We start from the raw sequence: 11,187 nt of genomic DNA on the forward strand, positions 1-11,187 counted from the left end.
GCCTCGGCGGTTTCGCCGAGGAAGAGGGCGCCCAGCGCCGCTACCGTCATCAGGGTCTCGATGGCGAAGGGGGAGCCGCTCTTGGTCAGCGCCCAGGCCTTGCGGGAGATGGGCCACAGGCCCCAGAGGGTGGCCAGGGTAAACAGCGGCTGGCCGAACTCTTTTGGCAGCAGGGCCGCCACCCCCATCAGGCCGGCCAGCGACAGGGGCTGCCAGTATTTGCCGAAAAAGTTGCCGAGCAGGGTCAGCAGCGGGCCGCGCTTGCTGGTGGCTTGCTGTTTGCCACTGTTTTCCCCCTTGAGCCGGAAACCGGCGGCCAGCACGGCGGCGGTGACGGGATCAGGGGAGAGGCCGGGTGCCAGATCCACCACCAGTTTCTCGGTGGCAAACAGCACGCGAACCTGCTGCACGCCAGCAACGCGGCTGACAGCGGTCTCGATCTTGCGGGCACAGCTGGGGCAATCCATTCCCAGCACCTGCCAGCGGAGGCGGCGATTCTCCGGCTCTGGCGCAATGAGTGGCTCGGCGGTGTCGGTGGTTTGCTCATGATGGTCATGGTCATGGTCATGGTCATGAGGCAGCTGCGTGCTGCTGCAGCTGCCCTGGCTGTGACAGCCTGCTCTGGGGGGCTCTTCATCCCCCGGTGATTCACTGACCCCCTGATCCTGATGATCATGGGGAGCCTTGCTGGCACAAAGGCTGGCCGGCGTGGCACTGTCACAGCAGTGGCTGTCGTGCTGATGCTCGTTCTGGCGGGTGGCAGACTTGCTGACGGCCCTGATGGGGGCGGCGGCTTGATGGCTACAGCAGGATTTGCTCATGATGAGTTCCTCTTGGATGGATCCCGCCGGTGCGAGATCTTCGATGACTGAATCGAGTGTAAACCTTGGTGTTAAGTCCAAGGTCAAGCCTCTTTGCTCTTGCTGTCTGAGCCAGCAGGGGTGATTTGTCCGGGTCAGGGTAAAGCGCGCTTATATCCTTGTGGTTGGCGGGTGTTTGTCCCGTCTCGGCGCGCCTATACTGGGGGGCCCTATCCTCCCTCGATAATCAAGGACATAACATGAGCCATTCCGTTACCCTGCAAGGCAACCCCGTCTCCGTCGCCGGCCACTTCCCCGTTGCCGGTGAGCAGGCCAAGCCCTTCTCCCTGGTTGCCAAGGATCTGTCTGACGTGACCCTTGCTAACTTCACCGGCCAGCGCAAGATCCTGAACATCTTCCCGAGCGTCGATACCCCGACTTGCGCCACGTCCGTGCGCAAATTCAACGAGCAGGCCAGCGCGCTGGAGAACACAATCGTGCTCTGCATCTCCGCCGATCTGCCGTTCGCCCAGTCCCGCTTCTGCGGCGCCGAAGGTCTGGACAAGGTGGTGACCCTCTCCACCCTGCGTGGTGCGGCCTTCCTGCAGGACTACGGCGTAGCCTTCTCCTCCGGTCCGCTGGTGGGCCTGACAGCCCGTGCCATCGTCGTGCTGGATGCAGATGACAAGGTGCTGCACAGCGAGCTGGTGGCTGAAGTGGCAGACGAGCCGAACTACGCCGCCGCCCTGGCTGCCCTGTAAGCTCCCGAGCGCAAAAAATCCCGCCACGGCATGCCCGCGGCGGGATTTTTTATCGGTGGAATTCAGTTATCAGGGGGTCTTTACAGGCTTGGCTGCGGGTAATGGCTCCGGGTGTGGCTGCCAGTGTTCGTAGGGGCTGTGGATCTTGCTGTATATCGCCTCCAGCTTGCCTGATTCAGCCAACTTTTCTATGGCCTGTGCCAAAAACGCATCCATCTCATTGCCGGCTGCCCCCTTCTGAATAATAAACACATCTTCAAAGTCGCCAAAAAACTCTCGCTGGATATTGGTCAGCCCCAGCTGGCGCAGCATCAGGTCTGCCTCTTCCTGTGCCCAGATAAAGGCATCGATACGGCCACGGGAGAGCTTGCGAAGGGATTGCTCGATACTCATGGAGCGTTGCACTTGAAAGGGGAGCTCACCTGGTACGGCCTCGATTAACAAATCCCGTTGCGTCGCTTCGATGCCATAGGCCATGTCGGTAGTGACCGGATTCGCTGTGTTGCTGTAGATGACATGGGCTACCTTGCCAAAGCTGCGGGTGCTGAAGCGATAGGGCAGCATGTCTGCATCGTGCAGATTGCGAATGGCGGGCAGGCTGAAATCGGCCTTGCCGTTGATCACACCCGCCATGGCGCGTGCAATGGGGTAGATGGTGATCTGGATGGTCACATCGGGGTGGAGATCATCGATGGCGCGTACCAAATCGACGAAGGGGCCCGTCTTGTCGGCATTGATCAGCCCCGGCAGCTCGCCGAGGTGGGCGTTGAGGATGCGCACCGGTTTGGCCTGATTGGTTGCGAGGTCGCTCGCCATGCTCTGTGAGAGGCCGAGGGTTGCGCTGCCGAGCAGTGCCACCAGGAGCAGCAGGTTGGGCATATGTCTTATCATGGCCTATCTCCCTTTGTGATGGGTCAAGTGTAGTCAGCCGCTGCCCCAACCTTGGTCTGGTCACCACGCACTCGGCTTTGCCTCCCACTGCGTTATTGAGCCTATATCTGCGTCCCCCCATGACCTTTAGCGAACTCGACCTCAATCCCGCCCCTTGCTCTGCATCTCCACCGCTCTGCCGTTCGCCCGGTCCCGCCTCTGCGGCGCTGGGGGTGTGGTTAGGTGGCAAGCCACAAAAAATCCCGCTCCGGCGGGATTTTTTGTGTGGGCAAACAGGCGGTATCAGGGGGAAGAGGAGGGCGGTTTGGTGGTGGCTGGAGGCACGGGTTGCCACTCCACATAGGGCCGGTGGATCTTGTTGTAGATCTCGGCCAGTTTGCCGGAGGCGGCCAGCTGATCGATGGATCGACTCATAAATTCGTCAGTCTCATCCCCCGAGGCCCCTTTCTGGATGATGAAAACATCTTCGAAATCGCCAAAGAATTCGCGCTGAATATTGGTCAGCTTCAGGTTTTTCAACATGAGATCAGCCTCTTCCTGCGCCCAGACAAAGGCGTCGATGCGGCCGCGAGACAGCTTGCGCAGCGACTGCTCGATGCTCATCGAGCGTTGTACCGAGAAGGGCATATAGTCCGGTACAGCTTCGATCAGCAGATCCCGTTCGGTGGGGACAATGCCATAGGCCATATCGGTGGTGACCGGATTGGCTGTGTTGCTGTAAATCACATGGGCCACCTTGCCAAAGCTGCGGGTGCTGAATCGGTAGGGCAGCATATCGACATCCTTGAGATTGCGGATGGCAGGCAGGCCCAGGTCGGCCTTGTGGTTGATCACGCCAGCCATGGCGCGGGCAATGGGATAGATGGTGATCCGGATGGTCACATCGGGGTGGAGATCATCGATGGCGCGCACCAAATCGACGAAGGGGCCCGTCTTGTCGGCATTGATCAGCCCCGGCAGCTCGCCGAGGTGGGCGTTGAGGATGCGCACCGGTTTGGCCTGATTGGTTGCGAGGTCGCTCGCCATGCTCTGTGAGAGGCCGAGGGTTGCGCTGCCGAGCAGTGCCACCAGAAGCGGCAGGCTGGGAATATGTCTGGTGAGGTTCATGGCCGGTCTCCCTTTACGATGGGTCAGGTCAAGTGTAGTCAGCCGCTGCCCTCACCTTGGTCTGGTCACTATGGATAGGGTTTTACTTCTCTTCCCCCGCTCACTAGACTTCGCCTCCCACTTCTTTATTTAGCCGATATCAGCGTAGCCCCATGACCTTTAGCGAACTCGACCTCAATCCCGCCCTGCTGGCGGCCCTGCCTGCCACCCTGCAGACGCCGACCCGCGTCCAGCAGCTTGCAATACCCGTGGTATTGGCGGGGCGGGATCTGCTGGCGCTGGCCCAGACTGGCAGCGGCAAGACACTGGCGTTCGGGCTGCCGCTGCTGCAACGGCTGGATCCCGCCTCCAGTCTGGTGCAGGGACTCGTGCTGGTGCCGACCCGCGAGTTGGCCACCCAGGTGAGCGCCGCCTTGCAAGGGCTCGCCGAGGCGCTGGGGCTGCGCATCGTGACGCTCTGTGGGGGCGTCGCACAGGAGCGACAACAGGCCGAACTGGCGCTGGGGCCGCAACTGCTGGTGGCGACGCCGGGGCGACTGCGGGATCTGCTCACTCAACAAGTGTTGGGACTGGATGGCCTGCAACAGCTGGTGCTGGATGAGGCAGATCGCCTGCTGGAGATGGGCTTCTGGCCCGATATCCAGTGGCTGATGAATGAGATGCCCTCACAGCGTCAGACCCTGCTCTTCTCCGCCACCCTGCCTGCCGAGCTGGATGCCCTTGCCAATGGCCTGCTGACAGAGCCGACCCGCATCGAGGCCAACCCCCTCAATAGCCTGGTGAACGAGATAGAGGAGCGGCTCTATCTGGTCAACAAGAGCAGCAAGGTGCCGGCGCTGATCGGCTTGCTCAAGGAGCAGGATTGGCCGCAGGTGCTGGTCTTCATCAGCGTACGGGATGATGCCGACGGCGTGGCCAAAAAGCTGGCCAGGGCGGGCATTGCGGTTGCCGCCCTCCATGGCGAGAAGGAGCAGGCGGTGCGGGATCAGGCGCTTGACGATTTCAAGGCTGGCAAGGTGCGGGTGCTGGTGGCCACCGATCTGATGGCGCGGGGCATACATGTGGAGGCGCTGCCGGTGGTGATCAATCTGGATCTCCCCGCCAGCGCGCCTGTCTATGTGCACCGTATTGGCCGCACCGCCCGCGCCGGGCGCGAGGGGCTGGCCATGTCGTTGGTGTGCCACGGCGAGAGCGATACCCTTGCGGCGATCCGCACCCTCACCGGCCGTGCGCTACCGCTGGGGGAACTTGCCGGTTTCCCGGTGACTGACCTGCCCGCCAGCGGGGAGGGCAAGCGTCCCCCGCGTGACAAGCAGGCCAATCGTCGTACCGCCAACAAGCGCAGCGTCAAGCAGTTCAAAGGCAAGGCCTAAAGGGGGCTTGCCCGATGGGCAGGTAAAAGCAAAGGGCCCTGTTTTCTTGTCAATGTCAGGCTCCCCGGGCGGTTTCATGCTCAGGGCTTGCCCTGTGCCCGGGCGAAGAAGTCGCGCCTAAACTGGCCGAGCACCTCCTCCCTGTGCTGCTGCCAGCGCTCGGGATCCATGTTCCCCTGACTGGCCGCCAGTTGCTGTTCCAGCTCGGCCAACTGTTGCTGGTAGTGAGCGCGCTGATCCAGCTGCTGCTGGCGTGCACCGGCAAACGCCACGCTGGCCTCGGCCCGATCGGCAGGCAGGAAGTGGCGAGCCAGTGTCTCCAGCTCTTCATCCCCCCACAACTGGCGTGCCTGCAAGAGGCGGGCATCCGGGTTGAACAGATCCTCCGCCAGATCCGGGTGATCCGCCGCCCACTCATCCTGCAGTCGGGTCAGGGCGGCCAGCCGCTCCGCCAGGGTCAGCTGTTCACCCTCGCTGGCCAGCTGCGCCAGCGACTCGGCATAGCGCCCCTGCAGCCGGGTCAGGCTCTCCCCCTCACTCATCCACTGGGATTCCAGCGCGATCAGATTGACCAGCCGCTCGCTCAGTGGCTGGTCGGTGTCGCTTATCTCGCTGGCGAGCCGCTGGCTCAGCTCCGCAGGCATCTCTCGCCAGCTGGGGGGCTGTTTGGTGGACTGGCCCCCGCTGGCCGCCGGGGTGAGCCCGGTCACAAGGGCTGTTATCTGGGTGGTGGGTGTCTGTTGCTGACTGCTCCCACGCTGATAAACCTCGGTGCTGGCCGGGGCCGACTCTGGCTCATTCTGCCAGCCGAGGTTGAGCAGCAAGAGCGAGAGGGCCGCCAGGGCCAGGATCCCGTAGCGGCGCTTCATCGACGGATCTCTCCCTTGACCGGGAAGTGATCGGAGAGGTTGCTGGCGGGCCAGAGGCTGCCATCGCTGCTGCGGGGGATCCAGACGATATTGAGGTTATCACTGGCGGTGCCGTACTCCCGGCTCACCAGCAGATAGTCCAGGTACTCGACATTGGGGCCACCGGAGAGGAGCCCGCCTGCGTAGGGGTTGATCCTGGGATCGAAGGTGGCTTCTGTATAACCGCCATAGCCGGGTTCATGGGCGTCAAGGTTGGCCAGCATGCTGGCGTAGTCGTCGGCGAACTTGCGCTTGTTGACGTTGAAGTCACCGCCATAGATGACGGTGTCGCTGGTCGGGATCTTGAGGCTGGCGGCCAGGGTGCGAATCTGGCCGAACTGGATCTGGCGCAGCCGTCTCGCCTCGTCGGTGTCGAAGCTGGCGGTGTGGGTGGCGAACAGATGCCAGGCCTTGCCTCCCTTGATCACCTCGGCGTACATGACCCCCTTGTCGGCGAAGCAGTCGGTGCCGGTGCACTGGGGATAGACCAGCTGGGCCTCGCGTACTATGGGGTAGCGACTGACGATCACCACGCCGCCGTCGTGAATGTTGACACCCGGCTTGTCGAGCACCTTGGTCTGATAGGGATACTCTTTCGCCAGCGCCTGCAGAAAGCCCTCGCGGCGGCTGTCGAACACCTCCTGCAGCAGCAGGGCGTCATAGCCCTTGAGATGGTCGGGCAGCAGGGCCAGCCGCTTACCTATGCTGGAAGCGATGACAGGCAGTGCCCAGACGTTGTAGCTGGCTACCTTGAGTGTGCTCTCTGAGGGTTCTGGCTGCTCCTGCGGTTGTGGCGGCGTCAGCATGTAGTGCAGGTCGTCGTAACGGCCGGTGAACTTGGCGGCGAAGGCCAGCTCCTGAGGGCCCTGGGTGCGATGCAGTGCGCGATCGCTCTGCCAGCCCGAGCTGGCGGTCGGGGTGTCGCCACCGTGCTGCAGTGTGGTGTTCCACCAGGTGCCCTCCATCAGCTGGTTGAGGCGATAGGTGTCGCCCCCGGCCGTGGTGACACGGGTTTCGAACAGATAGCTTTTGCCCGCTTTTACCCCCTCGTAGCGATTGAAGCTGAGCACCATGGCGCTCTCCCAGGGGCCCAGCGCTGTCCTGTGCTGGATCCACTGGCTGCCTGCCTGAAGCTGGCCAGTTCCGCTTTGGCGGATGTCGATCTGGAGCGGTTCAGGGCTGTTGTTGGTGAGGTAGACATCGGTATCGGCCAGCGCCTGCAACGGAAACTGGCTGGCCAGCAGCAGGGCGGCATAACTGAGGGGCTTGTGCATCATGAAGTCCTTTTGGTTGAGGCACGATGGAAAGTGACTGTTATGGCGGGTACAGAAGTCATTTCATTTACATTTTCGTTACAAATAAATGAAAGGCCCCATATGGGGAGAGGAGATGGCATTGAGGGGAAGGCGCTTGGGCGGAGGGCCGTGCAGGCTCGGTTATCTCTTGGCTTGGTTCAATGAATTGACACGGGATCCTGGCAAACAAGTGTAAACAGACAGTCTATATCGAGCGGACAGACCGCTGGCTGGGGGGGAAGAAGAGGGAAACAAGGGCGCCCCGGGCGGGGCGCCAGGGATCAGCGACTGGCCAGCGGGTAGGTAAAGAGGGCCAGATGGGCGAAGTTGAACAGAAAGTGGATCGCGATGGCGATGCTCAGACGGCCACTGAACTGGAACGCCAGGCCGTAGCAGGCGCCTGCCAGGGCGGCAAACAGCATCAGCAGCGGGCCTCCGGCCAGGTGGGCGGCACCGAATAGCAGGCTGGCCACCAGGATGCCGAGCCAGAGCCGGCTACGGGTGGCCACCCCTTGCTGGATAAAGCCGCGAAACAGGGCCTCTTCCGCCACGCAGGTGAACAGCAGGTTGTTGAGAGCAAACAGCCACCACCAGTGGGGCAGGCCCACTTCGGGCTTGAGTGCCCCGAGTTGCCAGGCGGTGACCAGCAGCGCGGCCAGCGGCAACAGCAGCAAGGCCAGTGCTCGCCAGCGGATCGCACCGCCCTGGCCGAGCAAGGCAGGCCAGGCCAGCAGCAGGCCGAAGAAGACCAGCGGCTTGTCCAGATTGAGGTACATGTTGAAGGGCACGCTGGCGGGGCCAGCCAGCACCTGGTCCAGCACCTTGAGATTGCTGAAGCCGGGGATGAGGTGCAGCATCAGCGCTATGGCCCACAGCAGTATCAGGGTCAAGGCGGCGCCACGCCATGGCTGGGGCAGGCTGGGAGTACGCCAGGCCAGCAACAGTCCCGCCAGCGTGATCAGCAGGGCGAACAGGCTGAGGTGGTCGAGGTAGCAGGCGGCCAGCAGGGCTACCCCCAGCAGGATCAGGCCGGGCAGGCGTTGCCGGGCCAGACAGAGCAAGACGGCCAGCGTCAGGGCTCCCCAGATGAGCGAATCAGGTAGAGGTAACATTGAGTCTCCAAGGCCGATAAAAGTCCCGCACCTTAACAAGCAGTCACATCATGACACAAGGCTCAATAGTCAGGTCAAATCCCTGCCAGGGCGTGCCAGCTGCGGGGCACAGCCATGAAAAAGCCGGAGCTTGGGCTCCGGCTTTTCTGATACTGCATTGCCAGTTCGGAGGCGTGTTAGCGACCCGCACCGGCAATTACACGGGATTTATCGACCGGATTCGGCGATGACGCGGGCTATGATATCGGCACGCTTGGTGGCTTCCAGCTCGCCCAGGGCGATGAGGCCAGCCTTGAAGATGACGTTCTTCGGCAGGCTGACGTCGTCCAGGGTAGTGATGGCTTCGACATGCAGGCCGTTCAGACGGCTGGCATCGCGCGGGCTCAGGTTGACCTGAGTGTTCATCACCTGCTTGCCTTTCTTCTTGGCAGGCACGGCGTGTTTGGTCTGGTCCTGTTCGTCTTCCGGCTGTTCTGGTTGTTCGCCGTCAAAATCATAAATAGACATAGTCAATCCTGTTGGGTTGCAAGGGGCATGCTCGCCCGAAATGTGGGTATTCAGCCCATATCCTCGTTGCGGATAAAGGCGCGCCAGGAGCCGAGCACCTGGGCAAAGTCTTCCAGTCCGCACATGGCCAGCTGCTCATCATCGTAGTAGGCGAGATCGTCGAGATCCTCATCCAGCTCGATATTGAGGACGTTGGCCTTCACTTCGGCCTCCTCATGGGTGAGCAGCAGTGAATAGTCACCGCCGTGCAGCAGGTATTCTGTGCGGGTGCGATTCGACAGCTGGTCGATGATGGAGAAGAGTTCGTCGAGCTTCTCCTCATCCTTGCCAACTTCATCGATCAACCACTGACCAATGGCCTCATGGCCCATGGAGAACCGGGCGCGATAGCCACCGAACGGGTCGCGGCGAAATTCATAGTCCATAGTGGAGCCCATATCGGAAAGATGAAGCCACCACGCCACACAGCGGCATAACGCCAGATCCATGATCCATGGTGGGGCACATATAGCGTAAAGTGGCCTATTCTAGCGATCCCCCCTGCGCTTGTCTTGATGATGTGGGATCTTTGCGCGTCGGCCTGTGCGATTGTGGGCCCCCAGGCGTCATGCCAGCTTGTTGTCCGGAGATGTTATGCAGCTAAACGATACCCTGGCCCGTCAGATAGTGAGCAGGGCGATGAAGATACTGTCGTTCTCGGTCAACGTGATGGATGAACACGGTTTGATCATCGCCTCCGGCAATCCCGAGCGACTTCATCAGCGCCACGAGGGGGCCGTGCTGGCACTGACCGAGAACCGGGTGGTGGAGATCAGCGAGGCGACCGCCCGGCAACTCAAAGGGGTGCGTCCCGGCATCAACCTGCCCATTGCCTATCAGGGGGAGCTGCTCGGGGTCATCGGCATCTCGGGTGATCCGGACATCGTTCGTGCTTACGCCGAGCTGGTGCGTATGACAGCCGAGCTTATTCTGGAGCAGGCGGCGCTCACCGAGCAGTTGCAGTGGGACAAGCGCCACAAGGAGGAGCTGGTGCTGCAGCTCATCCGCGGCGAGGGGCGAGTCGATCAGTTGCAACAGGCGGCCCGTTTCCTCGAGCTGGATCTGGCCCAGCCTCGGGTGGTGGCCGTGCTGGCGCTGGAGGAGGCAGATCCCGCCCGCCTGCGGGAGCTGGTGCATCTGCTGGAAAATCCGGAGCGGGACAACCTGGTGGCCATCAATGGTCTGGACGAGATAGTGGTGCTCAAACCGGCCCAACTGAGCGACGGCATCTGGCAATCTGAGCAGGAGCGCAGTCGCATCAAGCAGTTGCTGGCCCGCATTCCCCACTTCAAGGTGCGCATCGGGGTGGGTGATTACTTCGGCGGCATAGACGGGCTGGCACGCTCCTATCAGACGGCGCGGGACACGTTGCGCCGGGGCATGCGGCAGGCGCCGCGCAAGCAGGTCTACTTCTTCGAGGATTACCGGCTGCCTGTGCTGCTCGGCAGTCTGGCGGACTCCTGGCAGGCGGATCAGCTGCGCGCGCCCCTGCTCAAGCTGGCGCAGGAGGATACAAAGGGAGCGCTGCAAAAAACACTGCGCCAATATTTCTTGCTGGATTGTGATCTGCATCCCTGTGCCGAAGCACTGTTCATCCACCCCAATACCCTGCGCTACCGGCTGACCCGGATTGAGCAAATAACCGGTTTGAATTTCAACAAGTTAGATGACAAGTTTTTGCTCTACCTCGGGCTCAATCTCGATAACTGATTTGTTGTAATGAACAAAAATAATCTTTTTCAAGAGATGTTATTTGGCTTTTAAACCAAAGCATTCCGATCCCGGATCACCATAATGGCCACCATTCACTCCCACTCAAGGTGCCCGTCATGATCCCTGTATCCGCGCTCGGCGCTCTCGCCGCGCTCTCCATCGCCATCTTCCTCATTCTGAAGAAGGTTCCGCCCGCTTACGGCATGATAGTCGGCGCCCTGGCCGGTGGCCTGATCGGCGGTGCCGATCTGACCCAGACGGTCGCCCTGATGATAGGTGGCGCCCAGGGGATCACCACGGCCGTGATGCGGATCCTGGCGGCCGGTGTGCTGGCGGGCGTGCTGATCGAATCGGGCGCGGCTACCACCATAGCCGAGACCATCGTCAAGAAGCTGGGCGAGACCCGCGCCCTGCTGGCACTGGCCCTCGCGACCCTGATCCTGACTGCGGTCGGTGTGTTCGTGGATGTGGCGGTTATCACGGTTGCCCCCATTGCGCTGGCGATTGCTCGCCGTGCCGACCTCTCCAAGGCGGCTATCTTGCTGGCCATGGTCGGTGGTGGCAAGGCGGGTAACGTGATGTCCCCCAACCCGAACGCCATTGCAGCCGCCGACGCCTTCCATCTGCCCCTCACGTCCGTCATGGCGGCGGGCATCATCCCGGGCCTGCTCGGTCTGGCGA

General features: G+C 61.7%; 12 protein-coding genes. 4 read left to right on the plus strand and 8 right to left on the minus strand.

All coding sequences use genetic code 11. The features are described 5' to 3' along the window. Positions 1 to 821, minus strand: an 821-nt coding sequence (locus AAC083_RS10165) for a cation transporter (RefSeq protein ID WP_181364709.1), incomplete at its 3' end; no start/stop codon positions are given. A 239-nt stretch (positions 822 to 1,060) separates the two neighbouring features. On the opposite strand from AAC083_RS10165, the gene tpx reads away from it, so the two are divergent. Further along, the gene (gene tpx / locus AAC083_RS10170; RefSeq protein ID WP_108536517.1) at positions 1,061 to 1,561 is read left to right on the plus strand and encodes a thiol peroxidase; all 501 of its coding nucleotides are present in this window, start codon (positions 1,061 to 1,063) and stop codon (positions 1,559 to 1,561) included. Positions 1,562 to 1,630: 69 nt separating this feature from the next. Here the strand turns inward: tpx and AAC083_RS10175 are convergent, their stop codons facing one another. Together AAC083_RS10175 and AAC083_RS10180 are read right to left on the minus strand one after the other, a co-directional pair. After that, positions 1,631 to 2,452: a transporter substrate-binding domain-containing protein gene (locus AAC083_RS10175; protein WP_108536518.1), complete on the minus strand. Its 822-nt coding sequence runs from the start codon at positions 2,450 to 2,452 to the stop codon at positions 1,631 to 1,633. A gap of 282 nt (positions 2,453 to 2,734) precedes the next feature. Continuing rightward, positions 2,735 to 3,559, minus strand: a complete 825-nt coding sequence (locus tag AAC083_RS10180) for a transporter substrate-binding domain-containing protein (protein WP_108536519.1) — start codon at positions 3,557 to 3,559, stop codon at positions 2,735 to 2,737. 152 nt (positions 3,560 to 3,711) lie between these two features. Between AAC083_RS10180 and AAC083_RS10185 the strand changes: the two genes are divergently transcribed. Further along, positions 3,712 to 4,932, plus strand: coding sequence for a DEAD/DEAH box helicase (locus tag AAC083_RS10185; RefSeq protein WP_108536520.1), 1,221 nt, complete (start codon positions 3,712 to 3,714; stop codon positions 4,930 to 4,932). An 80-nt stretch (positions 4,933 to 5,012) separates the two neighbouring features. Here the strand turns inward: AAC083_RS10185 and AAC083_RS10190 are convergent, their stop codons facing one another. The 5 genes from AAC083_RS10190 to AAC083_RS10210 all read right to left on the minus strand — a co-directional run bounded on the left by AAC083_RS10190 (position 5,013) and on the right by AAC083_RS10210 (position 9,179). After that, positions 5,013 to 5,801 (minus strand): hypothetical protein, encoded by a 789-nt coding sequence (locus AAC083_RS10190; protein ID WP_108536521.1) that lies wholly within the window; start codon positions 5,799 to 5,801, stop codon positions 5,013 to 5,015. Continuing rightward, positions 5,798 to 7,114: a sphingomyelin phosphodiesterase gene (locus AAC083_RS10195; RefSeq protein WP_108536522.1), complete on the minus strand. Its 1,317-nt coding sequence runs from the start codon at positions 7,112 to 7,114 to the stop codon at positions 5,798 to 5,800. Before AAC083_RS10195 ends, AAC083_RS10190 begins: the two co-directional genes overlap by 4 nt. Positions 7,115 to 7,416: 302 nt before the next feature. After that, positions 7,417 to 8,247 (minus strand): CPBP family intramembrane glutamic endopeptidase, encoded by an 831-nt coding sequence (locus AAC083_RS10200; RefSeq protein ID WP_042038775.1) that lies wholly within the window; start codon positions 8,245 to 8,247, stop codon positions 7,417 to 7,419. 207 nt (positions 8,248 to 8,454) lie between these two features. Then, positions 8,455 to 8,754 (minus strand): hypothetical protein, encoded by a 300-nt coding sequence (locus tag AAC083_RS10205; RefSeq protein ID WP_042038776.1) that lies wholly within the window; start codon positions 8,752 to 8,754, stop codon positions 8,455 to 8,457. Positions 8,755 to 8,804: 50 nt separating this feature from the next. Next, entirely contained in the window at positions 8,805 to 9,179 is a 375-nt protein-coding gene (locus AAC083_RS10210; protein ID WP_042038777.1) for a YacL family protein, read from the minus strand. Positions 9,180 to 9,387: 208 nt separating this feature from the next. On the opposite strand from AAC083_RS10210, the gene AAC083_RS10215 reads away from it, so the two are divergent. Beyond that, positions 9,388 to 10,503, plus strand: coding sequence for a sugar diacid recognition domain-containing protein (locus tag AAC083_RS10215; RefSeq protein WP_108536523.1), 1,116 nt, complete (start codon positions 9,388 to 9,390; stop codon positions 10,501 to 10,503). Between the two features lie 119 nt (positions 10,504 to 10,622). Continuing rightward, positions 10,623 to 11,187, plus strand: a 565-nt coding sequence (locus AAC083_RS10220) for a GntT/GntP/DsdX family permease (RefSeq protein ID WP_146181643.1), incomplete at its 3' end; no start/stop codon positions are given.

Source organism: Aeromonas sp. HMWF014 (genome assembly GCF_963878295.1).
Classification (GTDB): Bacteria; Pseudomonadota; Gammaproteobacteria; order Enterobacterales; family Aeromonadaceae; genus Aeromonas; species Aeromonas popoffii.